Below are 25,221 nucleotides of genomic sequence, written 5' to 3'. Positions count from 1 at the left end.
CCCGCGCCGCCCGAGCGGGGCGGTGGCCGTCGCCTTCGGTGCCGGGTGCCGGGTGCCATCAGCCGTCGCCCCGGACGCCGGCCATGACCTCCTCCAGCTCGTCCGGCTTGACCAGCACGTCCCGCGCCTTCGAGCCCTCGGACGGGCCGACCACGCCACGGGTCTCCATCAGGTCCATCAGCCGGCCGGCCTTGGCGAACCCGACCCGCAGCTTGCGTTGCAGCATCGATGTCGAGCCGAACTGGGAGGTGACCACCAGCTCGATGGCCTGCACCAACAGGTCCAGGTCGTCGCCGATGTCCTCGTCGATCTTCTTCTTGGTGTCCTGCGCCGGGGCCAGCACGTCCGGCCGGAACTCCGGTTCGCGCTGGTCCTTGCAGAACTTGACGATGTCGGCGATCTCCGGCTCGCTGACCCAGGCGCCCTGGATCCGGACCGGCTTGGAGGCGCCCATCGGCAGGAACAGCCCGTCGCCCCGGCCGATCAGCTTCTCCGCGCCCGGCTGGTCCAGGATGACCCGCGAGTCGGCCAGCGAGCTGGTGGCGAACGCCAGCCGGGACGGGACGTTGGCCTTGATCAGGCCGGTCACCACGTCGACCGACGGGCGCTGGGTGGCCAGCACCAGGTGGATGCCGGCGGCCCGGGCGAGCTGGGTGATCCGGACGACCGAGTCCTCCACGTCCCGCGGCGCGACCATCATCAGGTCGGCCAGCTCGTCCACGATCACCAGCAGGTAGGGGTACGGCCGGATCTCCCGCTCGCTGCCGGGCGGTGGCTTGATCTGGCCGGCGCGCACCTTGCGGTTGTAGTCGTCGATGTGCCGGACCCCGTTGGCGGCGAGGTCGTCGTACCGCATGTCCATCTCGCGGACCACCCACTCCAGCGAGTCCGCGGCCTTCTTCGGGTTGGTCACGATCGGGGTGACCAGGTGCGGGATGCCCTCGTAGCTGGTCAGCTCGACCCGCTTCGGGTCGATCAGCAGCAGCCGCACCTCGTCCGGGGTGGCCCTGGCCAGGACCGAGACGAGCAGAGAATTCAGGCAACTTGAGTTGTGCGTGGGGATACATGCGCGGCTAGCCAGGTATAGGTGGCTCGGGCTGTCCACCTCGATACACCGGACCGGTACGGACTCCACAGGACGGACGTCCACGATGTATCGCTGCAGTGTACTGGGACGGTTGCTGGTTACCTGGCGGCTCAGCTTTCGGGTGAGCCGAAAGACCTTGTCACTCGGGGTGAAATGGATTCGGTAGCAGGTCGATGACTCTTCGCTGCGTCCGTTCACACGCTTCGTCCGCATGGTGGCCTGATAGCCGAGCCCGATGATCAGCTCAAGGGTGTCCCTGGCCAACCGTTCGTTGGTCACGGCGAACTCGACGCCACCACGAGGCGAAACCGTACCGTCCGTGTCAAGGAGGCCAGCGAGCAGCGCTCTCCGGTCAGCCACCGAGGCCTGAAGGTAGGCGGACGGAATGTGCTTGGAGCCAACCTGGCGGAACAGCGCTCGCAACGTCTGATAACGCTGGCGGGGAGGGGTGGTGGGAATGTACCCGAGCTTCCGACCGGCTGGCACCTTGCCTCTCGCCGACCGACATACGGCGGAAAGGCCGACACCGACGTGCCGGGCCGCGGCCGCCAGGGTCATGCCGCGGGCAGCCAGGTCCACCGCCTCGGCGATACGTCGCGCTCTTTCCGGCCGGTTGGAAAGCGAGAAGTGTATTTCGGCGCTCGGGTACTGCGTCACCTCGTAGCCATCCAACCGGATGTTGTCGAGAATCTCCTCCTCGGCGCAGGTGAAGCCGGCCGAGCCCGTGGTGCCATCGCCCAGCCAGCAGCCCATCGTGTACGGAGCGACTGGCAACACTTGGTCCGGATAGACGAGCGGGCCGCAGACGTCGACGGCGTGATTTGCCCACGACGTGCTTCGTCCCTTGACCCGGAGCGATGCCGCGATCTCGGCCGTCGTGACCGGCCGATCGTCAAACGCGAGCCGCTGCCCGGAGCGCCCAGGCGCGAGCACCCGGTCATGCAACGCGTCGTAGACCCGGTGGCGGGAATACGTGGATACCCAGCGAGTAACGGTACGTCCGCCGCGCTGGTAGGGCACCCGGCCGAGTGTCGCCTCCCGAGGAATGTCTCGGAGAATCTGATAGAGCACGTTACGGAACTGCTGCCCGACGTCTGACAGGACTACAGCGGACGCGACGGGCCGGTCCGGCTCGGCGAGCACTTCCTCCGTCCGCCTGCTGATCAGATCACGATCATCCAGCGTCCAGTACGAGCCGTCCTTCCAACGTTGGGTTCGTTGGGTCCGCATCGCCCTCGTCGTGGTTCGCCACTGATGTTGCGCATCGGCGACTATGACCGTGCCGTCCGAGAATTCCACCTCGTAGCAGGGACGGCCGTGCATCACCTCGGTTGCGGCCACGACCGAGCATGGCTCGCCCAGTTCGTCGAAAACCTGATCGCCGACTCGCAGCGCACCCATCGTCGACCAACCGTTGGGCGTGGGGATCGGGGTATCCAGCGCCAGCGCCTTACCCGCTCCGGTCGCTCCCGCGATCAAGATATGAGGCATCTTCGCGAGGTTGGCCACCACGAAGCCGCCCTCGATGTCCTTGCCCAGCGCCACCACCATCGGGTGGTGATCCGCGGCCGCCGCGCGGGACCGCAGCACGTCACCGAGCGCGACGTCCTCCCGGTCGCTGTTCGGGATCTCCACCCCGACCGCGCTCTTGCCCGGGATCGGGCTGAGGATCCGTACGTCCGGCGACTTCACCGCGTACGCGATGTTGCGGGACAGCTGGGTGATCCGCTCGACCTTGACGCCGTGCCCGAGTTCGACCTCGTAGCGCGTCACGGTCGGACCACGGGTGAACCCGGTGACGGCGGCGTCGATGTTGAACTGGTCGAACACGCCGGTCAGCGCGGCCATCACCTCGTCGTTGGCCCGGCTGCGGGTCTTCGGCGCGCCACCCTTGGCCAGCAGGCTGGCCGGCGGCAGGGTGTAGTCCCCGCCCAGGCCGGTCATCGCCAGTTGCTCGGCCCGGGTCGGTGGCGGCGAGTGCTCCGGTGGCTCGGCCACCTTGCGGGCCGCCGGCACCTTCGGCTTGCGGGCCCGGGGCAGTTCGACGGTCTCCTGGAAGGGCAGGTCGTCGTCGTACCCGTCCTCGTCGGCGGGGTCGACCGGCCTGGCGGGGCGGCGCGGCCCGGACCGGCGGCGGACGCCGGCCGCCGGCTTGCCGGTGTCCTCGCCCGGCTCCTGCTCGACCGCCTCGTCGGTGGGTCGGCCGGTCACCGCCCCGGCCAGCAGGCCGAGCCGTTCCGGGATCTTGTTGATCGGGGTCGCGGTCACCACCAGCAGGCCGAACAGCAGCAACAGCACCAGCAGCGGCACCGCCACCCAGGGCGTGATCGCCTGTTCCAGCGCCCCGCCGAAGCCGGCGCCGATCAGGCCGCCGGCGTAGTCGCGCTGCACGTTGTCGACCGGGTTCTGCCCGATGTGCAGCAACGCGTCGGTGGAGACGATCAACGCCGACCAGCCGACCAGGCCGCGGCCGCGGTGCTGCTCCGGCTCCTCCTGCACCCGCATCAACCGGTACGCGCCGATCAGCAGCAGCACCGGCAGCACCACGGCGACGGCGCCGAAGAACAGCCGGATGGTGTCGGCGATCCGGGCACCCACCGGCCCCGCGCCGGAGAACCAGATCGCCACGGCGGTGAGGATGCCGAGCCCGAGCAGCAACAGGCCGGCGCCGTCGCGCCGGTGTTCGGGGTCCAGGTCACGGGCGGTGGCCGCCTGCCGGCCAACGGCCCGGACCGTCCACCCGACACCGTGCGCCAGCCCCATCCACAGCCCCCGGGCGGCCCGGATGGCGACGCCGGGCTGGGACGGCTGTCGACGCTGGACCGCCGGCCGGGCGCGGCCGGTCTGCCGACCGTTCTGCCGGCTCCGGGGCGTGCTGGTCCGCTTCGGCGACGCGCCGCGTCGCCGGCTCGCCTGAGAGGGACGGCCCGCCATAGCGTCACAGCGTAGTCGGGTGGGTCGACAATGCCCCGGCAACGCGGCCCGTGTCCGTCCGCCTCGGCGCGCCGACGTGCCCATTTGTGATCTTCACCTCGCCGGAGGGGAGGCCGGATGCCCGTACCGCCGCCCGGTCCCGGGAGCACCTCGGACGGCACTGCGCCGCCGGCCGGGGACGACCGGCCCGCACCGGCGGTACCCGGCGGAGAACTGCCCGACCGGGCGACCGCGCTGGCCGACGCGCGCACGGGCGCGTGACCGCGCCCTACGAGTGGTCACCGCCAACCGGGCGGGCGGCCGGCTTTCCGACCGGTGCGTTCCGTTGGTCGGTGGTCGGGATCCGGCGGGCCGCCCGGCGGCGCAGCAGGAGGCCGGTCCAGGAGGCGGCGACCAGCAGCACCACGACCGCCTGGGCCACCGCGGTGTACCCGGCGGGGTAGAGCACCCCGTCGACGTACCGGGCGATGAAGCCGGACGTCGGTGCCGGCTCGCCGGCCCGCTGCCGGGACCACGCCTCGGCCCAGGTCAGCGGGCAGTTCAGCCGGGCGACGACGACGGCGATCCCCCACCCGGCGGCGGCCAGGTGCGCCCAGCCGGTCCGCGGCCACCGCCAGGCCAGGAAGCCGCCGAACAGCAGGTAACCGAGGAATCCGAAGTGCAGTGCGACGATCACGGTCGTCAACAGCCGGTAGCCCATCCGATCCTCCCGCGCCCAGGCTAGGCGGGGCGGCAGGGGATCGGATGAGTACCCGGGCCCAGTCGGCCGGCCGACCGACGCGCGTCGCGGGCTGCCGGTCGGGTCAGACCTCGACCACGGTCGGCACGATCATCGGCCGGCGGCGGTACGCGTCGTTGACCCAGCGCCCCACCGTGCGGCGGACGATCTGCTGCAGCTGGTGCGGGTCGCTGATGCCGTCCGCCGCGGCCCGGCCGAGCGCCTCGGTGATCAACGGGATCACCGGGTTGAACGCGCCCGGGTCGTCGGAGAAGCCCTTGGCCGAGACGGTCGGGCCGCCGACCACCTTGCCGGTGACCGAGTCGACCACCACGGTGGCGGAGATGAACCCGCCGTCACCGAGGATCCGCCGCTCGGTGAGCAGCGACTCCCCCACGTCGCCGACGGCGAGCCCGTCGACGTAGACGTACCGGCTCTTGACGTGGCCGACCAGGCTGGCCCGGCCCTCGACCAGGTCCACCACGTCGCCGTCCTCGCAGATCACCACCCGGTCGGGGGCGACCCCGGACTCCACGCCCAGCCGGGCGTGCGCCCGCAGGTGCCGCCATTCGCCGTGCACCGGCATCAGGTTGCTCGGGCGGACCACGTTGAGCAGGTAGAGCAGCTCACCGGCGGGGGCGTGGCCGGAGACGTGCACCTTGGCCACGTCCTTGTGGATCACCGTGGCGCCGGCCCGGCAGAGCTGGTTGATCACCCGGTAGACCGAGGTCTCGTTCCCCGGCACCAGCGAGCTGGCCAGCACCACCGTGTCGCCGGGGGCGATGGTGATGTGCCGGTGGTCACCGGTCGACATCCGGCCCAGGGCGCTCATCGGCTCGCCCTGCGAACCGGTGGACATCAGCACGATCTCCTCCGGCGGCAGCGTGGTGGCCTCGTCGAGGCCGACCACCAGGCCGGGCGGGATGCGCAGCAGGCCGAGGTCGCGGGCGATGCCCATGTTGCGGACCATCGACCGGCCGATCAGGGCGACCTTGCGACCGTGCTCCTGCGCCGAGTCCAGCACCTGCTGCACCCGGTGCACGTGGGAGGCGAACGACGCCACGATGATCCGGCCGGTGGCCTTCGCGAAGATCGAGTCGAGGACCGGCCCGATCTCCCGTTCCGGGGTGACGAAGCCGGGGATCTCGGCGTTGGTGGAGTCGGAGAGCAGCAGGTCGACGCCCTCGGCGCCGAGCCGGGCGAACCCGGCCAGGTCGGTGATCCGGCCGTCCAGCGGCAACTGGTCCATCTTGAAGTCGCCGGTGTGCAGCACCAGCCCGGCCGGGGTACGGACGGCCACGGCCAGCGCGTCCGGGATCGAGTGGTTGACGGCGAAGAACTCGCACTCGAACGGGCCGAGCCGTTCCCGACCGCCCTCCTTCACCGTCAGCGTGTACGGCTCGATCCGGCGCTCGGCCAGCTTCGCCTCGACCAGGGCGAGGGTGAACTGCGATCCGACCAGCGGGATGTCCGGCTTGTGGGCCAGCAGGTAGGGCACCGCGCCGATGTGGTCCTCGTGCCCGTGGGTCAGCACGATCGCCTGCACGTCGGCCAGCCGGTCCAGGATCGGCGCGAAGTCGGGCAGGATCAGGTCGACCCCGGGCTGTTCGACGTCGGGGAAGAGCACCCCGCAGTCGATCACCAACAGCTTGCCGTCGTACTCGAAGACGGTCATGTTGCGGCCGATGGCGCCCAGCCCGCCGAGCGGGATGATCCGCAGGCCGCCCTCGGGCAGCGCGGGGGGCCGTTCGGCTTCGGTGTGCGTCACGGTCATACGGCGAAAGCCCCGTTCTTGTCGTTCCGGTTCATGCGGGCAGTTCCACCCCGGCGGCGGCGCAGTCCCGACGCAGCTGGGCCAGCTCGGCCTCGGTGGCGTCCACCAGCGGCGGCCGGACCGGTCCGGCCGGCAGCCCGGCGGCCGCCAGTCCGGCCTTGACCAGGATGGTGCCCTGGGTGCGGAAGATGCCGGTGTAGAGCGGCAACAGCCGCCGGTGCAGCGCCAGCGCCGCCGCGACGTCCCCCCGCTCGTACGCGGTGATCATTTTCTTGGTCGGCACGCCGGTGAAGTGGGTGGAGGTGCCCACCACGCCGACCGCGCCGATGGCCAGCCACGGCAGGGTCGACGCGTCCTCGCCGGAGTAGACGGCCAGGTCGGTCCGGGCGGCCACGAAGGAGGTGGCGGCCGGGTCGCCCTTGGCGTCCTTCACCGCGATGATCCGCTCGTGCTCGGCCAGCCGGACCAGGGTGTCGGTGGCGATCGCGATGCCGGCCCGGTGCGGGATGTCGTAGATCATGACCGGCAGCCCGACGGCGTCGGCGACGGCGGTGAAGTGCCGCACCAACCCGGCCTGGGGTGGCTTGTTGTAGTACGGGGTGACCACGAGCAGGCCGTGCGCGCCCGCCTTCTCGGCGGCGGCGGCCAGTTCGATCGTGTGCCGGGTGTCGTTGGTGCCGACCCCCGCCACCACCCGGGCCCGGTCGCCGACGGCCTCGACGACGACCCGGAGCAACTGCTCCTTCTCCGCGTCGGTGGTGGTCGGCGACTCACCGCCGGTGCCGCTGATCACGAGCGCGTCGTTGGCCTGCTCGTCGACCAGGTACGTGGCCAGTCGCGCGGCGCCGTCGAGGTCGAGGGAGCCGTCCGCGGTGAACGGGGTGACCATGGCGGTCAGCAGTCGCCCGAACGGCCGGGGCGGCTCACGGTCAGGGTGGTCGTGCGTCATGAAAGACAACCTAGCGGACGGCCGGTGAGCGCCGTCCGGGGAAGGTCTCAGGACAACTCGGCGTACGGGCTGGTGGCGATCTCCGTACCGTCCGGCAGGGTGCTGATCACGAAGTCGGCGAAGACGTTCGGCGCCACCCGCTGGAGCTGGCGGAGGCACTCGATCGCCAGCTCGCGGATCTCCACGTCGGCGTGCTCGGTGGCGCGCAGGGCGACGAAGTGCCGCCAGGCCCGGTAGTTGCCGGTGACCACGATCCGGGTCTCGGTGGCGTTGGGCAGCACCGCGCGGGCCGCCTGCCGGGCCTGCTTGCGCCGCAGGGTGGGGTTCTCGACGTCGGAGAACCGCCGCTCCAGCCCCTCCAGTAACTCGGTGTACGCCCGCACGCTGGCCTCGGTGGCCTCGACGAACTTCTTGTGCAGTTCCGGGTCGTCGGCGATCACCGCCGGCTCGACCATCGCGGCGTCCCGCTCCGGCACGTACCGCTGGGACAGCTGCGAGTAGGAGAAGTGCCGGTGCCGGATCAGCTCGTGGGTGAACGAGCGGGACACCCCGGTGAAGTAGAAGGTCACGCTGCCGTGCTCCAGCACGGAGAAGTGCCCGACCTCCAGGATGTTCGCCAGGTAGCCGGCGTTGGTGGCGGTGGCCGGGTTCGGCTTACGCCAGGACTGGTAGCAGGCCCGGCCGGCGAACTCGGCGAGCGCCTGGCCGCCCTCGGCGTCGGTCGACCAGGGTACGTCCTCGGGCGCCTCGAAATGGGTCCAGGCGATCAGCTTGACCTGCGGCGGCACGATTTCCGGCATTCCTGGGACTGTAGTGGCCGCCGGTCGCCCGGGCAGCACCGCCACCCCGGTTCTGCGGCCCGTGCCACGTCCGCTCCGTTCGGTTGGCCGCCGCCGACGGGTCAGACGTACAGGGCGGTGAACGGGGCCCAGGGCAGGTTACGCAGCACCGAGAAGCTGAACCAGACGGCCAGCACGACACCGAGCATCAGCGGGGTGACCTTCAGTTGCGGCAGCCGCCAGCCGAACGCCTGGCGTACCGCCCAGGTGAGGTAGAGGTAGAGCAGGAACGGCAGCACGAAGACCCAGATGATGTGGTGCCGGGCCGCGTCCGCCAGATCGCCGTGCAGGATGTACCACATCGCTCGGGTGCCGCCGCAGCCCGGACAGTCCAGGCCGGTGGTGAGCTTGAGCAGGCAGGTGGGCGGATCGTCGGGGGCGCTGGTGGTCGGGTCGGTCAGCAGCGTGAAGCCGACCGCGGCACCCATCACGCCGAGCGCGGCCAGCGGCGCCGCCCAGCGGGGCAGGCGGGCGTACAACCGGGTGGCGAACCGGGTCAGCCGGCTCTCCTGGACCGGCACGTACGGCGGCATCCCGGCGGGCCAGTCGGCCGGCCCACCGGCGGGCCACCCGGCCGCGGTTGCGGGGCTGTCCGGGCCGGCCTGCGGCGCGGTGTCCGCTCCGGCCGGGGACGCGGGGTCCGGCCCGGCCTGGACCGCGGTCTCCGGGCCGGCCGGTGGCCCACTGAGGTTCGTCATCTCTCCCGCTCCACCCCGTCCGACAGGTGCGCCGTGTCGTCGATCGCCGGTCTCAACGTACACCGGCCAGGCTCGTCAGGGCGGCGGCCAGCGGTCCGGCCAGGTCACCTCCCGCCGGCGGGGCCACCGCGCCGAGACCGAGCCAGCCGGCCAGCCGGTGCAACTCGGCGGCGAGGGCCACCGCGGTCTCCCCCGGGTCGGCGTCGGGCTCGATCCAGGCGGCCGGTATCAGCAGGACGCCCGTCTTGCGGTCCGCCTTCAGGTCGACCCGGGCGGCGAGCCGGTCACCGTGCAGGAACGGCAGGACGTAGTAGCCGTACACCCGCTGCGGCGCCGGTACGTAGATCTCGATCCGGTAGCTGAAGCCGAACAGCCGCTCGGTGCGGGACCGCTCCCAGACCAGCGGGTCGAACGGGCTGACCAGCGTGCTGGCCCGGATCCGGCGCGGCAGCCGGGCGTCGACGTGCAGGTAGGCCGGTGGCTTCCAGCCGCGGACCCGGACCGGGGTGAGCTCGCCCGCCTCGACCAGTTCGGCGACGGCCCGGCGGGCGGCGGCCACCGGCAGCCGGAAGTAGTCGCGCAGCTCGACCTCGGCGGCCACCCCCAACGCCCGGGCCGCGACCCGGACCAGGTCGCGGTGGGCGTCCGGGTCGGCCGGGGTGGGCGTGTCCAGCACCGCGGCCGGCAGCACCCGCTCGGGCAGGTCGTACCGGCGGGCGAAGGAATTGCTCCGGCTCGCGGCGACGACCTCGCCGGACCAGAAGAGAAACTCCAACGCCTGCTTGACGACCGACCAGTTCCACCCCCAGTGTCCGGTCTGCCGGGGCGCGTCGTGCTCGATCTCGGCGGCGGTCAACGGCCCGTTCGCGGCCACCTCGTCGCGGACCCAGGCGACCAGCTCCGGTTGCTCGGCGGCGATCCGCCGCATGTTGCCCCAGGCCTTCTCCCGGGCCGCCGCCATCCGCCAGCGCAGCGCCGGATGCAGCCGCACCGGGACCAGCGACGCCTCGTGCGCCCAGTACTCGAACAGCGCCCGCGGCCGCCGGTAGGCCGCCCGGTCGAGCAGGTCGGTGGGATACGGCCCGAGTCGGCTGTAGAGCGGCAGATAGTGCGCGCGTTGCAGGACGTTTACCGAGTCCACCTGGAGCAGGCCGATCCGGTCGAGCACCCGGCGCAGGTGGCGCAGGGTGGGCACCCCGGTGGGCGCGGGGTCGGCGAAGCCCTGTGCGGCCAACGCGATCCGCCGGGCCTGGGCGAGCGAAAGTTCCTCCAACGCAGCCATCGGCCGGCACGCTATCCGACGGGTACGACAGGCGTCCGGCGGGCTCCGGCGGGGCTGCTGGACCCGGACCGGACGGACGGTTAGAAAAGGTCGGTGAGGGTGATCCGGCGGGAGACCGTGGACGACGCCGACGCGGTCGCGGCGGTGCACGTACGCGGTTGGCGGTTCGGCTACGCCGGGATCGTGCCGGAGGAGGTGCTGGCCCGGCTCAACCCGGCGGTCTGGGCCCAGCGCCGGCGGGACCTGGACACCGCCGCCGGCGACCATCCGTTCACCACCCTGGTCGCCGAGGACGACGGCGCGGTGACCGGCTTCGTCACCTTCGGCCCGTATCGCAACCAGCAGGACCCGGACGACCTGGTGTTGGGCCGCGGCGAGGTGCTCAGCATGTACGTGGAGCCGGCCCGGTGGGGCACCGGCGTCGGCCGGAGCCTCCTGGCCGGGGCGCTGGCCGGACTGCGCGGGCACGGCTGCGCCGACGTGCGGCTCTGGGTGCTGGCCGACAACGCCCGGGCCCGCCGGTTCTACGAGCGGGCCGGGTTACGCGCCGACGGTGAGCGGTCGACCTACGAGATTCAGCTGTCCGGCGGACGTCCCCCGGTCGGGCTGGCGGAGATCCGCCTCGCCGCCCGCCTCGACGAGCTGTGACCGGTTCCGCACCGGCAGGCCGACCAGCAGGGCCAGGCTGATCCAGACGTAGGCGTTCGCGCCGACGAAACCGACTAGCGTGGTGACCTGACTGCGCCCTTCCCAGTACCAGACCAGCCGGCTGATCAGGACGCCGTAGCTGACCACCGCGAAGCCGAGCAGCCCGCGTCGGCGCAGGCTGCCGGCGGGTGCGTCGAAGGCGTTGTGCACCAGCAGCACCAGCGCCGGGATCAGCCAGACCAGATGGTGCACCCAGGTGACCGGGCTGACCAGACAACCCACCACCCCGGTCAGGGCCAGCCCGGCCGGCTCGTCGCCGGCGGCCACCGCGACCCGGCTGCGCCAGGCCCAGACGGCCAGCGTGGCCAGCACCGCGGCCAGCCACGCGACGGTGCTCGGGTGGGTCGGGTCGAGCCGGGCCACCAGGCCCTGCAACGACTGGTTGGAGATGTACGCCAGCGAGCCCACCCGGTCGGTGTTCCACAGCGCCTCGGTCCAGAACTCCCGGGAGGCGTCCGGTGCCGCCGCGGCGGCGAGCAGGGTGGCGGCGGCGGCCGTACCGCTGGCCACCGCCGCGGCCCGCCACCGCCGGGTGACCAGCAGGTAGACGATGAAGATCCCCGGCGTGAGCTTGATCGCGGTGGCCAGCCCGATCCCCACGCCGGCGAACCGCCGGTATGTCGCGGGCACCGGCCGCCCGGTGGGGGTCCGGTCGGCGACCAGCCAGAGCAGGTCGGCCGCGACGAGGAACAGCAGCAGCATGTTGACCTGGCCGAAGTTCACCGTCTCGCGCATCGGTTCGAAGGCCGCCGCCAGGCAGACCGCGACGGCCAGCGCGAACCAGCGGGTCCAGCCCTGCCGGCGGGCCAGCGGGTCGACCAGCCACCACAGCAGCAGCACGCTGACCACCACGGTGGCGGTCACGCTGACCACGATCGAGACCAGCCACGGCAGGTACGCCATCGGCAGCATCGTGAACGCCGCGAACGGCGGGTAGGTGAAGCCGTAGGTGGACCAGGGCTTGACGTAGTCGTAGATCTCGCCGCCGCCGCGCGCCCAGTAGCGCAGTGCGCCGGCGTACACCTTGAGGTCGAAGAAGCCGTGCCGGGCGGCGGCGACGGCCAGGAACACGGCCACCGCGACGGCCAACGCGGCCACGAACAGGACCTGGTTGCGGGTCCGGCCAAGGCCCCCCTGCGACACCACGTCTCCCTCGCCTCCTAGGCTCACCTGCATGGCTCTCGGGTACGTCCGCCCGGCGCGTCCCGATGACGCCGGCGAGATCGCACGCATCCAGCTCACGACCTGGCGGGTCGCCTATCGCCGGCTGCTGCCCGGACACGTACTCGACCGGCTGGACGAGGCGTGGCTCGGCCGGCGGTGGAGCGCCGCGATCGAGGCCGCGCCCTCGGACCGGCACCGGGTGCTGGTCGCGGTCGAGCAGGCCGAACAATCGTATCTGGTGGGATTTGCCGCATCCGGCCCGCCCGACGAACAGGCCCTGGCCCCGGACGAGCCGGCCGACGCGCTGGGCGCGGGGACGGTGGCGGTGACCGACCTGCTGGTCGAGCCGCGGTGGGGCCGGCGGGGGCACGGCAGCCGGCTGCTCGCGGCCAGCGTCGACCTGTGGCGCGAGGACGGGTTCGACACCGCGATCGCCTGGGTGTACGACGGCGACCCGGCCAGCCGGAAGTTCCTCGGCCAGACCGGCTGGGAGCCGGACGGGGCGGCCCGGGCCCTGGACGTCGACGACATGCTGGTCCCCCAGCTGCGCCTGCACGTCTCGCTGGCACCCTGAGACCGGCCCGCGGCGCGACCGAAGACCTCACAGCCAGATGATAAATACGAACATTGTGTCTCTTGAATGTTAATTCGCGAGAATCCGGTGCCCGAAGGTCAACGCGAGCGGTCGCGGATTCCGAATTGAGGAAGTAAATTTCGATTTACTGTTGCCCTCCCCATTGATCGACCGCTATTGTCATCTGCACCATGACGGGGATGGCGTTCCGCAGAAACGTCGGGACTCCTCGACCAGGTTCAGCCACCGGAGGTTTTATGAACACCCCCGAACGATCGAGGCAAAAACGTTCCGTCAGCAAGAGGGCAACGCGGGTGGCGGTACTCGGCCTACTCGCCGCCGGTGCCACCGGCGCGATCGCGACGAGTCCCGCATTCGCTGCGGGAACGTCGGACACGGTGGGTAACTGCTACACCCAGTGGTGGAACACCGCCTGGGCGCAGAAGTGCCCCGCTCCCGGCGCGAAATGGACCGAGACTTACGAGTCGGGCATCACCTGCTCCGCGCAAGGGGGCAGAACTCTCACCGTTGGCCGCGCTAAGGGCAGCACGAGCACCGTCAACGGCTCGGACTGCACATTCAGCGCCAGCAACGGCTGGATCACCGTCTACTGACAACAGCCTGCAACGAGCGGTGAGGGAGCGCGGCCAACGGCCGCGCTCCTTCACCTCGTGTCCATGAAGTGAGAGAGTGCACCCATGAGTGTCGTGCTTGACGCGGTAGCCCAGGGCTACGGCACGTCGGCTGTCATCGAAGGCCTCGACATGACGTTGAAGCCCGGGATCACGGCCCTTCTCGGCCCCAATGGAGCTGGGAAAACGACCCTGCTCCGCACCTTGGCGACCGTCATGCCGCCACGGAACGGCCGGATCAGCATCGACGACGTCGAGATCCACGACGAACGATCGGCGCGCCAGGTTCGGGATCGTATCGGCTACCTCCCGCAGGACTTCGGTTACGACCCCCGGATGACGGTCGACGACTTCGTGACCTATGCGGCGTGGATGCGCGGCATCGCGCCGCGGCAGTGGCGCCGGTCGGTCAGCGACGCTCTGGAGATGGTCGACCTGGTCGACAGGCGGCGGTCCAGGATGAAGAGCGTCTCCGGAGGTATGCGCAGGCGCGCCGGCATCGCCTGGGCGATCGTCGGGCGGCCCCGGCTGGTGCTCCTGGACGAACCGACCGTCGGGCTGGACCCACGCCAACGGCTGCAGTTCCGAAAGATCGTGTCGGGACTTGGTGAGGCCGTCGTGGTGCTCAGCACCCATCTCATCGACGATGTCGGCGCGATCTGCGACCGCGTGATCGTGATGCACAGCGGGACGGTCCGCTTCGACGGCACGGTCACCGAACTCGAAGCCCTGGGGTGCGACGACCTTCCAGGGCACTCCCAGCTCGAGCGGGCGTACATGCACCTGCTGCCCGAGGGGGAACAGCAACTGTGAGCGCGCTGTGGTTACACGTACGGAACTCTCCGATCCGCTGGGCGCTACCGGTGCTTGTCGCCATCGATGTGGCCGCGTTGTTTCTGCGTAACCGTTATTGGATCGGCTCCTGGCCGGAGACCGGCGCGGCCGGGCAGGTGCCGGCGTACCTCCTCGGTGTCATCGGCGCCGGCGCGGCCGCTTGGGCGGCGGGATCCGCGAGACGACACGGACTTGAGGAGCAGATCAGCGCGGCGCGGGTACACCGCTCCCGCCTTGAGGCGGGGCGACTCGGCTCGACCCTCATCATTCTGCTGTTTCCGTACCTGGTCGGTCAGTCCGTGGCCTTTACGGTGACAGCTCGGACGTTCCCGCCGGGAGTGCACATCTGGTTGGGCTATGTCCTGCTCGGGCTGTTTCCGATCTTCCTGGCAGTCGCACTGGGATGGGGGTGCGGACTTCTACTCAGTCCAGTGTTCGCCGCTTGCGCGGCCTCGTTGGGATATCTCTTCCTGACCGCGCTGCTGGATCGGGTCGGCTTCGTGGTGGTGTCCGGTCGACCCGAGGTGGCAGTCGATCCATTGCCTTTGGCCCTGCGGCTGGGTCTGGTCATTGTCCTGCTACTCGTGATGCTCTGGATACCCGTTCCAGCAGCGCGTGAGCGGCGTCGACGGCGAGCTGCGGCGCTGGCCCCGATTGCTCTGGCGCTTTTCACGATCATGGTTACCACGACCACTGTCGCCAACCGACAGCCACCGGGCGACCGAGCGGTCTGCGTCGGAGGCACCCCCCGCCTGTGCGTCTGGCCCGAGCACGAGAAGTATCTTCCACAGTTACGGGCCATCAACGCACGCATCAACCAGCTTCCGGCAACCTTCGTACGACCGAGGACCATCAACGAATCCGGCCTTCAGAAGACGTATTCCATTGATTCTAATGGAGTAATACAACTCAACGAGCAGAGCACAGAACCATCTTTCAGCATCATTGAGGGAAGCGTATGGTCCTATGCTGGAGACATCGGAAACGCGATGACCAGCAAGACGTTCGGTTTCCAGGATTTCCAGGCTTGCAATTGGTCGGAGATCAACACGGCGGATCAGGCTCGGCTCTCGGCCCTCGGCGCATGGCTTGAGGCCTATCTTGCCGGCGGCGGCCAACCCGACTACCACACCAACGCTCCCGACGAGATGCAGCAGGCGTGGGCGAACGGGCGCATGGTCGCAGCCGGCCCCTCTCATGACGTTCAGTTCCAATGGGCAGAGAAAGAGGCGCGCTACCTCCGTGGACGTTACTGCAAGCCGAGCCACTGACATATCAACGCTGATAAGCCCACTGCGGCTGTTCCTCGCCGTACGGCCCGTCCGGAGTGTCCTGCTCACCACCGTGCTCCTGGGCGTACTGGTTGCCTGGTTCGGTCTGGTCCGGACACCGATTCCTACGGCCGTCGAGGAGGGAAAAGCCACCATCCCCCTGTGGCGCATGACCGCGATGGGTGCGGCCTCGCTGCCCGTTCTCGCGCTTTCCAGTCCTCTCGCCGACCTCGAACTGGTCGCTACCCGACGATTGCGGTCCATGCAACGGCGCTACCTCGCGGGCCTGAGTGGTGTGTGCGCCGTGACGTATCTGGCCTTGTGCGCGATCGTGCTGCACCCGTCGGTGGTCGTGATCATCGCCCGATCGTGGGTCGCCTGGTTCGGACTCGCGCTGGTCGCCGGCGCGGCGCTCGGTTGGCGGCTGGCCTGGGCGCTGCCGTCGGCCGTCGCCGTCGTGCTCTGGTACTGGGGATACAGCGGACACGAGCGTTACCAGTGGTGGGAGTTCAGCGCACGCCCGCATGACGACCTACCCAGCCTCGTGCTCAGCATCGCGCTCCTCGCCGCCGGCTTGACCGCCTACGCGGCTACCCCTTGGCGTCGTCGGTTCTGGGCGTTCGTGATGCCGCGTCGCCGCAGATAGCCGCCGTCCCGCCGGTCCCTGTTCGGATCCGGGCCGGCGGGACCGCGGTCTCAGCCCTTGTCGGAGCCCTCGTTCGCGCCGCGGACGAAGTAGCGCTGGAAGACCACGAAGATGACGGCCACCGGGATGGTCGCCAGCAACGCCGCGCCGAGCTTGAGCGGGTACTGGTTGCCCTTGCCCAGCGACCCGCTGACCAGGTCGGCCAGCCCGCGAGGCAGGGTGAACAGGCTCGGGTCCTGGACCGCCACCAGGGTGTGCGGGAACTCGTTCCAGGAGCCCTGGAAGGCCAGGATGGTCAGCGTGATCAACGCCGGCTTGGCCATCGGCAGCACCACCGACCAGAAGGTACGGAAGATGCCGGCGCCGTCGATCCGGGCCGCCTCCTCCACGCTGAGCGGGATCGACTCGAAGAACTGCTTCATGATGAAGACCCCGGCCGCGTCCGCCAGCAGCGGCACGATCAACGCGGTGTAGCTGTTGTAGATGCCGAGCTGGTTGAGCACCAGGAACTTCGGGATCAGCAGCACCACGCCGGGCACCGCCATCACCGCGATGACCGCCCCGAACAGCGCACCACGGCCGGGGAACCGCAGCCGGGCCAGGGCGTAGCCGGCCAGCGAGTCGAGGAACACCCGGCCGGCGGTGACCAGGACGGTGACCAGCAGCGAGTTGCCCAGCCAGACCGGGAAGTTCGTTCCGTCGAAGATCTTCTCGAAGCTGGTCGCGTCGAACGGGTTCGGCACCGGGGACAGCGGATTGGCCGCCGCGTCCGGCTCGCTCTTGAACGAGTTGCCGAGCTGGATCACGAACGGGTAGAGGAAGACCAGCCCGAAGAAGATCAGGATGGCGTACCCGACGAAGGTGTTCACCAGGCCGCGCGGTTGCCGGCGCGGTCCGGGCGGCGCCGGCCGGCCGCGCGGGGTGTGGGTGGCGACGGCCATGGTCAGAACCTCCCCGGTGAGTGGGGCCGCCGGCGCGCGCGCCGGCCGGCGGCCGGATCACGCTCGCGCAGCAACCGGCGCTGCAGCAGCGTCAGCACGATGATGATCAGGAAGAGGACGAACGAGATCGCCGCGCCGGAGCCGTAGTCGAAGTCGCGGAAGGCGGTCCGGTAGGACAGGAAGGCCGGGGTGAGGGTCGTCTTCGCCGGGTCGCCCTGGCTCATCACGTAGATCTGGTCGAAGACCTGCCAGGTGCCGATCAGGCCGAGGGTCAGCACCAGGAACATGGTCGGCCGGATCATCGGCAGGGTGACGTAGCGCAGCCGCTGCCGGCGGCTCGCGCCGTCCAGCAGGCTCGCCTCGTCCAGGGCGACCGGCACGTTCTGCAGCGCGGCGAGGAATATCAGCATGAAGGTGCCGGAGGTGGTCCACACCGCCAGGGTGATGATCGCGCACATCGCGACGCTGGGTCCGGCGAACCACTCCCACCAGGACAGGCCGAACGGTCCACCGTCGGCCAACGCGGCCGGCGGGGTGTCCACCCCGACCGCGCCGAGCAGCAGGTGCAGCACCCCCCGGGAGTCGGCGAACCACTGCGGACCGTCGATGCCGAACGCGCCCAGCAGGCTGTTGACCGCGCCGGAGCTGGAGAACATGAACAGGAAGACCACGCTGATCGCCACCGAACTGGTGACCGACGGGAAGTAGAACGCGGTCCGGAAGAAGGAGCGGCCCTTCAGCATCCGGCTGTTGACCACCAGGGCCAGCCCCAGTGCCAGGGCGGTCTGCACCGGTACGACGATCAGCACGTAGTAGAAGTTGTTCCGCAGCGCGGTCATGAAGTCGCGCTGGGCCAGGCCGCCCTCGGTGAACAGCTTGGTGTAGTTGTCCGTCCCGACGAACGGCACCCCGCCGGTGAACGGGCTGCCCTGGCCGTTCCAGTCGGTGAGGCTGACCCAGAGCGCCATCAGGATCGGCAGCAGCAGGAACAGGCCGAGGATCGCCACCACCGGCGCGACGAACAGCCAGCCGGCGGCGGCCTCGTTGCTCCGGATCCCGCGGCCGCGACCCCGGCGGACCGGACCGGTGCCGGCGTCGGTGCTGCCGCTCGGCTCGGCCAGGACGTCGATTGCCATGCTTTCCTCCCTTCTCGTGGTGTCTCGTGGGTGGACCGGATGACAGGCGGACCCCGCCGGCGCCGGTGCCAGGACCGGCGGGGTCCGCCCGCGGCGCGTGGGTCAGCCCTTGAGGGCGGCCTCGGCGTTCTTCTGAACCCGGGCCAGCAGGGCCTTGGGGTCACCCCCGGCGAGTCCCTGGATGCCGGTGTCCAGGTCGCTGAGCACGCTGTCCATCTTCGGGGCGTTCACCGGGCCGTGCGCGTACTCGGCGCCCTCGATGAACGGCTTGTCGGTGGGGAACGCCGCGGTGTACGCGTCCTTGGCCGACTGCCGCGACGGCATGACGCCGAACGCCTTGGCGAAGGTCATCTGCTGGTCGGCGGTGGTCATCGCCTCGACGAACTTGATCGCCTGATCCTTGAACTTGCTCTTCGCGGCGATGCCCCAGCAGTTGGTGAAGGAGAGCGTGCCCTTGCCCTTCGGGCCGGCCGGCAGCGGGTGCACGGTGTACTTGATGTTGGGGTAGTCGTTCTGCAGGGCGCCCTTGATCCAGTTGCCCTCGATGGTCATCGCCGCCTTGCCCTTGCCGAACGCCTCACCGGACCAGCCCGAGTCGAGCTGCTTCGGGTACTTCGCGAGCCCGGCGGTGAGCAGCGACTTGGCGTACTGCAGGGCCTGCAGGTTCTCCGGAGTGTCGACGGTCGCGGTCTTGCCGTCGTCGCTGGTCAGCCAACCGCCGGCCTGCCGCATGAAGGCGCCGACCCGGTCCCGGGTGTCGCCGAGCGCCAGCGGGGTGATGCCCTTGGCCTTGAGCTTCTGGGCGCTCGCGGTCAACTGCTCCCAGGTGGTCGGGATGTCCGCGTCGGTCAGCCCGGCCTTCTGCCACAGGTCGGTGTTGATCTGCAGTGCGAGGGTGGAGAAGTCCTTGGGCGCGCAGTAGAGCTTCCCGTCGTACGTGAACGAGGTGCGCAGGTTCTCGTAGAAGTCGCCGGAGTTGCTGATCTTGTCGCCGTACGGTTCCAGGGCGCCGACGCTGGCGTAGTCGGCGAACCGGCTCGCGTCCACGTAGAAGACGTCCGGCGGGGTGCCGCCGGCGAGGGCCTGCCCGAGCTGCTGGGTGAGGTCCTGGGCCGGGGTGACCGTGGCGGTGTTGCCGGTCGAGCCGGCCCACTTGCTGGCCGCCTCCTGCACGGCCTTGGTCTCGGCCTCGCCGGACGAGCCGATCAGGATCTGCAGCGCCGCCGGCCCGCTCTTCTGGTCGGCCGATTTCTTGTCGTCGTTGAAGCCGCTGCCGCAGGCCGCGGAACCGAACAGCGCGGTGGCGGCCAGTCCGGCCAGCGCCGCGCGACGGAACGATCCTCTTGCCATGTCACTCTCTCTCTAGGGGGGTGCGGACGGGGGAACAAATGGTCAGGTGGTCTGCCGGAGCACCAGGGTCGGCGCCAGCAGGACCGGGTCGGGCGGGGTCGGCCGCGCGCCGTCGAGCAGGGCGACGAGCAGGTCCATGCATCGGGCCGCCACCTCGGCCAGCGGCTGACTGACGCTGGTCAGGCCGATCACCTGGGCGACCGGCGTGTCGTCGAACCCGGTGACGGCGGCCGGGTGGCCGAGTTCGCGTACCGCCCGGAGCGCGCCGACGGCGAGCGAGTCGCTGGTGCAGACCAGCGCGGTGGGCGGGTCGGCGTGGTCGAGCAACTCCCGGGCCACCTGTTCGCCCTGCCGGATGCCGTCCGGGGTCTCCCGGTCCAGGCCGGTCGGGTCCAGGCCGGCCGCGGTCAGCGTGGACCGCCAGCCGGCCCGCCGGTCGTCGCCGACCCCGGAACCGGCCGGCCAACCCACGAAGGCGATCCGTCGGTGGCCGGCACCGATCAGGTGCCGGGTGGCCTGGGCCGTCCCCTCGGCGCCGTCGACGTCGACCCAGGAGTGCCGGCCCGGGTCGTCCCACGGGCGGCCGAAGGTCACGAACGGCACGCCGTGCTCGGCCAGCCAGTCGGCCCGGGCGTCGCCGTGGTCGGTGTGGGTGAGGACGAAACCGTCCAGCTCGTACGCGCCGAGCAGGTCGTCGTAGGTGGCGATCTCACCGGCCGCGTCGGCGGCCGGATACAGCAGCACCCGGTAGCCCGCGGCACCGGCGGCCTCGGTCAGCCCGTGCAGGAAACGGTCCAGCACCGAGCCGTTGATCCCGTCCCGGGTGGGCTCGATCCGTACCGCGATCAGGCGGGACCGTCCGGTCCGCATCTGTCGGGCGGCCTGGTTGGCCCGGTAACCGAGCGTGGCGATGGACGCGCGGACCCGCTCCCGGGTCTCCTCGCGCACGATGTGCGGGGCGTTGAGGACATTGGAGACGGTCTGGCGGCTCACCTGGGCGTGCCGAGCCACCGTCGCGATGGTCACCTTCTGCGCCACTCAATCCCTCCAGCCATCTTGAACGTTCAAACCGTAGTGAGGCATTATTGGATCGTTCAAGTTACGGAAACGTTTTCGCACTTTGCACCGCCCGGAACGATCTGTCAAGAGACCCGTTCCGCCCACCGCGTCAGGAGCCCCCGTGACCGATCGCCATCTCCAGCCGCTGCTGCATGACCTGGTCAGCGTCGTGTTCGCGCCCACCAGCGCGCTCAGTGACGCCGCCGGCCAGATCAGATCGGGCGCGGGTGTCCAGGGTGTGTTCCACGCGGACGCCCGGGTGCTCTCCCGGGCCGAGTTGCGGGTCGACGGCCGGGAGCCCGAGGCGATCGCGGACAGTCGGGACGGGACGCACAGCACCCGGTTCGTCAGCCTGGTCCGCTGGCTCGGTGACCCGGGCCCCGACCCCACCGTCCGGATCGACCGGATCCGCCGGGTCACCGCGCGCGGCCTCACCGAGGAGATCGAGGTCACCAGCACCGCCGCCGGGCCGGTACGGGCCACCCTCACCGTCGACCTGGCGTGTGACCTGGCCCCGATCGAGACGGTCAAGTCGGGCCTGCCGGTGACCGCGCTGGACGCGAAGCTCGGCGAGCCCGGAGAGCTGCGCTGGTCCGCCGACGACATCACCGTCACGGTCACCGGGACCGACGCCACCGCCGGCACCGACCCGGCCGGCGCGCCCCGGCTGAGCTGGCCGATCGACCTCGCGCCGCGGCAGCGTACGGTGCTGCGCTGGCAACTGCGGGTGGACGACCCGAAGGCCGTCGTGGTCGCCCCGGCCGGGGAACCGCCCTGGTCCCGGCCCGCCGCCCGGGCCGACGACCGTCGACTGGTACGACTGCTCGACCGCTCCCTCGACGACCTGACGTCGCTGCGGCTGGCCGAGGCCGCCGCCCCGCACGAGGAGTTCCTCGGCGCGGGCGTGCCCTGGTTCCTGACCCTGTTCGGCCGGGACAGCATCTGGGCCGCCCGGATGCTGCTGCCGCTCGGCACCGACCTGGCCGGCAGCACGCTGCGGGTCCTCGCCGGCCGGCAGGGCACCCGGCTCGATCCGACCTCCGGCGAGGCCCCCGGCAAGATCATGCATGAGCTGCGCCGGCACGAGTTCGTCATCGACGACGAGGGCCGGCACATCCCGGCGACCTACTACGGCACCGTGGACGCCACCCTGCTCTGGGTGTCCCTGCTGCACGACGCCTGGCGCTGGGGCCTGCCGGCCGAACAGGTCCGGCCGCTGCTGCCGCACCTGGAGGCGGCGCTGGGCTGGCTGGCCGAGCACGCCGACCCGGACGGCGACGGCTTCGTCGAATACATCGACGCCACCGGCAGCGGACTGGCCAACCAGGGCTGGAAGGACTCCGGCGACGCCGTCCGGTTCCGGGACGGCGGCCTGGCCCCGCCACCGATCGCGCTGGCCGAGGTGCAGGGCTACGCGTACCAGGCCGCGGTGCACGGGGCGGACCTGCTGGACGCGTTCGGCCGGCCGGGCGGGCAACGCTGGCGCGACTACGCCGGCGCGCTGGCCGAACGCTTCCGGGCCCGGTTCTGGGTGGACGGCCCGCTGGGCGCCCACCCGGCCCTGGCGCTGGACCGCGACAAGCGGCCGGTCGACTCGCTGACCAGCAACATCGGCCACCTGCTCGGCACCGGCCTGCTGTCCGAACGGGAGTCCGAGCAGGTCGCCGCCGTACTCGCCACACCGGAGATGTCCGGCGGTTACGGCCTGCGCACCATGTCGACCAAGGACGCCGGGTTCAGTCCGCTGTCGTACCACTGCGGGTCGATCTGGTCGCACGACACGGCGATCGTGCTGGCCGGGCTGGCCCGCGCCGGCTTCCCCGGCCCGGCCGCCACGCTCGCCGACGGACTGCTCACCGCCGCCGAGGCGTTCGACTTCCGGCTGCCCGAGCTGTACGGCGGGGACGACCGGCAGACCATGAGCCGGCCGGCACCGTACCCGGCGGCCTGCGCGCCGCAGGCCTGGTCGGCCGCCGCGGCGGTGGTGCTGCTGCAGACGGCGGTGGGCCTCTACCCGGACGTACCGGCCGGCCGGGTCGAGCTGCGACCGCTGCCCGGCACGCCGTTCGGCGCGGTGTCGGCACAGCGGCTACGGATCGCCGGTACGCCGGTCGACGTCGCCGTCGACCGGACCGGCGCCGCCACCCTCGCCGGCCTGCCCGCCGCCCTGCGGCTGATCCGGCCGGAACTGCCCGGTCAGCGGTCCCCGGCCAGCTCGACCACCACCTCGTCGCCCTCCAGCGGGCCGGTCGGCACGAAGCCCCACGACGCGTAGAGCGCGGCGGCGGCGCGGTTGTCGGGGTGCTACGACAGCCGCACCGCCGGGCAGCCCTGCTGATCGGCCAACCGGGGCAGCCGGGTGGCGACGGTCGAACTCACCCGTCGTCCAGCAGGGCGTCCAGGCCGACCGTGAGCCCCGGCCGGCGTACGACCGACCGGACCGCGAGCAGCACGCCGGGCATGAACGAGACCCGGTCGTACGAGTCGTGCCGAATGGTGAGCGTCTCGCCGGTGGTGCCGAACAGCACCTCCTGGTGCGCGACCAGGCCGGCGGCCCGGACGGCGTGCACGCGTACGCCGTCGATCTCCGCTCCCCGGGCGCCCGGCACCTCGTCCTTGGTGGCGTCCGGGGCCGGGCCGAGACCGGCCTCGGCCCGGGCCCGCGCGATCGCCCGGGCGGTGTACGTGGCGGTGCCGCTGGGCGCGTCGAGCTTGCGCGGGTGGTGCTGCTCGATGATCTCCACCGATTCGAAGAACCGGGCGGCCCTGGCGGCGAACTGCATCATCAGCACCGCGCCGATGCCGAAGTTGGGCGCGATCACCACGCCGACCCCGGGCCGGTCCGACAGCCAGTCCCGCACCTGGTCCAACCGCTGCCCGGTGAACCCGGTGGTGCCGACCACGGCATGGATGCCCTGGTCCACGCACCAGCGCAGGTTGTCCATCACCGCGTCCGGCGTGGTGAAGTCGACGACCACCCGGGCACCGGCGTCCGCTACCGCGGACAGTTCGTCGCCCTCGTCGACCGCCGCCACCAGGTCGAGATCGTCGGTGCCGTCGACGGCCCGGCACACCTCGGCGCCCATCCGCCCGCGCGCGCCCAGCACCCCCACCCGGATCGGCTCGTCGGGCTTCCCGTCCAGCGCTTCGCGCACGTCACTCACGGACCACAACCTATCCCAACCCGGACGCCCCGCCGGCAACACCATGCCCCGGCAAAAGCCACTCGCGACAAGCGCAAGCCAGGCCGGCGGCCGGATTCAGGCGAAGGAGCCCTCGTCGAACGGCCCCACCACGGCCAACGACATCGGCCGGCTGAGCAGCTCGGCGGCCAGCGTGTTGACCTGCTCGGCGGTGACCGCGTCGACCTGGGCCAGCAGCTCGTCCACCGACAGCAGGTCACCGAAGAGCAGTTCGCCCTTGGCCAGCCGGCTCATCCGGGAACCGGTGTCCTCCAGCCCGAGCACGTACGCGCCCTTCACCATGCCCTTGCCGCGGGCGAGTTCCGCCGCCGAGATGCCCTGCCGGGCGGTGGTCGCCAACTCGGACCGGATCAGTTCCAGCACCTCGTCGGCCTTGCCCGGCGCGCAGCCGGCGTAGACGCCGAACAGGCCGCTGTCGGCGTACTGGCTGGCGTAGGAGTAGACCGAGTAGGCAAGGCCCCGCCGTTCCCGGATCTCCTGGAACAGCCGGCTGGACATCCCGCCACCGAGCACGTTGTTCAGCACGCTGAGCGCGAACCGCCGGTCGTCCAGCCGTCCGATGCCGGGACAGCCGAGCATCAGGTGCGCCTGCTCGGTGTCCTTGTGCTCGACCAGCGTCCGGGCCGACCGGGTACGCGCGACCGGGCTGCCCGGCCGGTGCGCCGACGGCCCGGCCGGGGCGGAGTCGAGCGGCGTACCGCGGACCGCCTGCCGGACCAGTTTGACGACGGCGGCGTGGTCCAGGTTGCCGGCGGCGGCGATCACGATCGACGGCGCGGTGTAGCGGCGCCGGTAGAAGCCGTGGATCTGCCGCCGGGTCATCGGCGTGACGGTCTCCTCGGTGCCGGAGATGAGCCGGCCGAGCGGATGGCTGCCGTACACCGCCTCGGCGAACAGGTCGTGCACCTCGTCGCCCGGCTCGTCGTCGTGCATGGCGATCTCTTCGAGGATCACCCCGCGCTCGGTCTCCACGTCCGCCGGGTCGAGGACGGAGTCGGCCACCAGGTCGCACATCACGTCGATCGCCAGCGGCAGGTCCTCGTCCAGCACCCGCGCGTAGTAGCACGTGTACTCCTTGGTGGTGAAGGCGTTCGTCTCACCACCCACCGCCTCGATCTCGGCCGAGATGTCGAGCGCGGTGCGCTTGCGGGTGCCCTTGAACAGCAGGTGCTCCAGGAAGTGCGAGACCCCGGCCAGCGGCCCGGTCTCGTCCCGCGAGCCGACCGCCACCCAGATGCCGAACGACACGCTGCGCGTCGTCGGGATGGCCTCGGTGAGCACCCGCAGCCCGCTGGGCAGCACGGTACGTCGTACGGTGCCGCCCAACGGATCGCTGGTCAGGGTCCGGGTGACCGCCCGGGCCGGCGCCTGCGCGCCGGGCCCGGGGTCGGTCGATCCGGCCCGTGCCGGAGGGGTCATCCG

General features: G+C 71.0%; 22 protein-coding genes and 1 pseudogene. 8 read left to right on the top strand and 15 right to left on the bottom strand.

Translation table 11 applies throughout. The annotated features are described in order from the left end of the window. Window positions 1-58 precede the first annotated feature (58 nt). Together ACFOX0_RS04605 and ACFOX0_RS04600 are read right to left on the bottom strand one after the other, a co-directional pair. Window positions 59-2,533 (bottom strand): FtsK/SpoIIIE domain-containing protein, encoded by a 2,475-nt coding sequence (locus ACFOX0_RS04605; protein ID WP_377542527.1) that lies wholly within the window; start codon window positions 2,531-2,533, stop codon window positions 59-61. Further along, a pseudogene (locus ACFOX0_RS04600) lies at window positions 2,519-4,021 on the bottom strand (DNA translocase FtsK 4TM domain-containing protein); the annotation flags it as partial. The gene ACFOX0_RS04605 and the pseudogene ACFOX0_RS04600, both read right to left, overlap by 15 nt. A 117-nt stretch (window positions 4,022-4,138) precedes the next feature. On the opposite strand from ACFOX0_RS04600, the gene ACFOX0_RS04595 reads away from it, so the two are divergent. Continuing rightward, window positions 4,139-4,282: a hypothetical protein gene (locus ACFOX0_RS04595; protein WP_377542225.1), complete on the top strand. Its 144-nt coding sequence runs from the start codon at window positions 4,139-4,141 to the stop codon at window positions 4,280-4,282. A 7-nt stretch (window positions 4,283-4,289) separates the two neighbouring features. On the opposite strand, the gene ACFOX0_RS04590 is transcribed toward ACFOX0_RS04595, so the two are convergent. From ACFOX0_RS04590 to ACFOX0_RS04565, 6 genes are all read right to left on the bottom strand, one after another. After that, window positions 4,290-4,721, bottom strand: a complete 432-nt coding sequence (locus tag ACFOX0_RS04590) for a DUF2784 domain-containing protein (RefSeq protein ID WP_377542224.1) — start codon at window positions 4,719-4,721, stop codon at window positions 4,290-4,292. A 103-nt stretch (window positions 4,722-4,824) separates the two neighbouring features. Next, window positions 4,825-6,513 carry a ribonuclease J gene (locus ACFOX0_RS04585; RefSeq protein ID WP_377542222.1) on the bottom strand — a complete coding sequence of 563 codons (1,689 nt, stop codon included), beginning with the start codon at window positions 6,511-6,513 and terminating at the stop codon, window positions 4,825-4,827. 31 nt (window positions 6,514-6,544) lie between these two features. Continuing rightward, window positions 6,545-7,462, bottom strand: a complete 918-nt coding sequence (gene dapA / locus ACFOX0_RS04580) for a 4-hydroxy-tetrahydrodipicolinate synthase (RefSeq protein ID WP_377542221.1) — start codon at window positions 7,460-7,462, stop codon at window positions 6,545-6,547. 47 nt (window positions 7,463-7,509) lie between these two features. After that, window positions 7,510-8,262 (bottom strand): FAD-dependent thymidylate synthase, encoded by a 753-nt coding sequence (gene thyX / locus ACFOX0_RS04575; RefSeq protein WP_377542220.1) that lies wholly within the window; start codon window positions 8,260-8,262, stop codon window positions 7,510-7,512. 101 nt (window positions 8,263-8,363) lie between these two features. Next, entirely contained in the window at window positions 8,364-8,999 is a 636-nt protein-coding gene (locus tag ACFOX0_RS04570) for a DUF2752 domain-containing protein (RefSeq protein ID WP_377542219.1), read from the bottom strand. Window positions 9,000-9,051: 52 nt separating this feature from the next. After that, the gene (locus ACFOX0_RS04565) at window positions 9,052-10,281 is read right to left on the bottom strand and encodes a winged helix-turn-helix domain-containing protein (protein ID WP_377542218.1); all 1,230 of its coding nucleotides are present in this window, start codon (window positions 10,279-10,281) and stop codon (window positions 9,052-9,054) included. Window positions 10,282-10,374: 93 nt separating this feature from the next. Here ACFOX0_RS04565 and ACFOX0_RS04560 point away from each other — a divergent pair, with 93 nt between their 5' ends. Then, window positions 10,375-10,929 (top strand): GNAT family N-acetyltransferase, encoded by a 555-nt coding sequence (locus tag ACFOX0_RS04560; protein ID WP_377542217.1) that lies wholly within the window; start codon window positions 10,375-10,377, stop codon window positions 10,927-10,929. Here the strand turns inward: ACFOX0_RS04560 and ACFOX0_RS04555 are convergent. Continuing rightward, window positions 10,822-12,165: a glycosyltransferase 87 family protein gene (locus ACFOX0_RS04555; RefSeq protein ID WP_377542216.1), complete on the bottom strand. Its 1,344-nt coding sequence runs from the start codon at window positions 12,163-12,165 to the stop codon at window positions 10,822-10,824. The genes ACFOX0_RS04560 and ACFOX0_RS04555 overlap by 108 nt on opposite strands. Here ACFOX0_RS04555 and ACFOX0_RS04550 point away from each other — a divergent pair. The 5 genes from ACFOX0_RS04550 to ACFOX0_RS04530 all read left to right on the top strand — a co-directional run bounded on the left by ACFOX0_RS04550 (window position 12,164) and on the right by ACFOX0_RS04530 (window position 16,110). Further along, window positions 12,164-12,727 (top strand): GNAT family N-acetyltransferase, encoded by a 564-nt coding sequence (locus tag ACFOX0_RS04550; protein WP_377542214.1) that lies wholly within the window; start codon window positions 12,164-12,166, stop codon window positions 12,725-12,727. The two genes, ACFOX0_RS04555 and ACFOX0_RS04550, sit on opposite strands and share 2 nt — an antisense overlap. Before the next feature lie 257 nt (window positions 12,728-12,984). After that, entirely contained in the window at window positions 12,985-13,341 is a 357-nt protein-coding gene (locus ACFOX0_RS04545; RefSeq protein ID WP_377542213.1) for a hypothetical protein, read from the top strand. Between the two features lie 84 nt (window positions 13,342-13,425). Next, complete coding sequence (locus tag ACFOX0_RS04540; protein ID WP_377542212.1) at window positions 13,426-14,172, top strand: ATP-binding cassette domain-containing protein; 747 nt, start codon at window positions 13,426-13,428, stop codon at window positions 14,170-14,172. Next, window positions 14,169-15,464, top strand: coding sequence for a hypothetical protein (locus tag ACFOX0_RS04535; RefSeq protein WP_377542210.1), 1,296 nt, complete (start codon window positions 14,169-14,171; stop codon window positions 15,462-15,464). The genes ACFOX0_RS04540 and ACFOX0_RS04535 overlap by 4 nt, the downstream gene beginning before the upstream one ends. Window positions 15,465-15,537: 73 nt before the next feature. Next, complete coding sequence (locus tag ACFOX0_RS04530) at window positions 15,538-16,110, top strand: hypothetical protein (RefSeq protein WP_377542209.1); 573 nt, start codon at window positions 15,538-15,540, stop codon at window positions 16,108-16,110. A gap of 50 nt (window positions 16,111-16,160) precedes the next feature. Here ACFOX0_RS04530 and ACFOX0_RS04525 read toward each other — a convergent pair whose 3' ends face one another. The 4 genes from ACFOX0_RS04525 to ACFOX0_RS04510 form a co-directional block, all read right to left on the bottom strand. Continuing rightward, window positions 16,161-17,051, bottom strand: coding sequence for a carbohydrate ABC transporter permease (locus tag ACFOX0_RS04525; RefSeq protein ID WP_377542208.1), 891 nt, complete (start codon window positions 17,049-17,051; stop codon window positions 16,161-16,163). 2 nt (window positions 17,052-17,053) lie between these two features. Further along, window positions 17,054-18,187: a carbohydrate ABC transporter permease gene (locus ACFOX0_RS04520; protein ID WP_377542207.1), complete on the bottom strand. Its 1,134-nt coding sequence runs from the start codon at window positions 18,185-18,187 to the stop codon at window positions 17,054-17,056. Window positions 18,188-18,289: 102 nt separating this feature from the next. Then, window positions 18,290-19,537 carry a sugar ABC transporter substrate-binding protein gene (locus ACFOX0_RS04515; protein ID WP_377542205.1) on the bottom strand — a complete coding sequence of 416 codons (1,248 nt, stop codon included), beginning with the start codon at window positions 19,535-19,537 and terminating at the stop codon, window positions 18,290-18,292. 42 nt (window positions 19,538-19,579) lie between these two features. Beyond that, the gene (locus ACFOX0_RS04510) at window positions 19,580-20,575 is read right to left on the bottom strand and encodes a LacI family DNA-binding transcriptional regulator (RefSeq protein ID WP_377542203.1); all 996 of its coding nucleotides are present in this window, start codon (window positions 20,573-20,575) and stop codon (window positions 19,580-19,582) included. A gap of 142 nt (window positions 20,576-20,717) precedes the next feature. On the opposite strand from ACFOX0_RS04510, the gene ACFOX0_RS04505 reads away from it, so the two are divergent. Then, complete coding sequence (locus tag ACFOX0_RS04505; RefSeq protein ID WP_377542202.1) at window positions 20,718-22,871, top strand: amylo-alpha-1,6-glucosidase; 2,154 nt, start codon at window positions 20,718-20,720, stop codon at window positions 22,869-22,871. A gap of 100 nt (window positions 22,872-22,971) precedes the next feature. Here ACFOX0_RS04505 and dapB read toward each other — a convergent pair whose 3' ends face one another. Together dapB and ACFOX0_RS04495 are read right to left on the bottom strand one after the other, a co-directional pair. Continuing rightward, window positions 22,972-23,751, bottom strand: coding sequence for a 4-hydroxy-tetrahydrodipicolinate reductase (dapB, locus tag ACFOX0_RS04500; protein WP_377542526.1), 780 nt, complete (start codon window positions 23,749-23,751; stop codon window positions 22,972-22,974). 105 nt (window positions 23,752-23,856) lie between these two features. Next, on the bottom strand, window positions 23,857-25,218 hold the full coding sequence (locus tag ACFOX0_RS04495; RefSeq protein WP_377542201.1) for a M16 family metallopeptidase: 1,362 nt from the start codon (window positions 25,216-25,218) through the stop codon (window positions 23,857-23,859). Window positions 25,219-25,221: the final 3 nt, after the last annotated feature.

It is taken from the genome of Micromonospora zhanjiangensis (assembly GCF_042650605.1).
In the GTDB taxonomy this organism is placed as follows: Bacteria; Actinomycetota; Actinomycetes; order Mycobacteriales; family Micromonosporaceae; genus Micromonospora_J; species Micromonospora_J zhanjiangensis.
The sequence above is the reverse complement of the archived record's forward strand: the minus strand, read 5'-3'. Positions and strand labels throughout refer to the sequence as shown.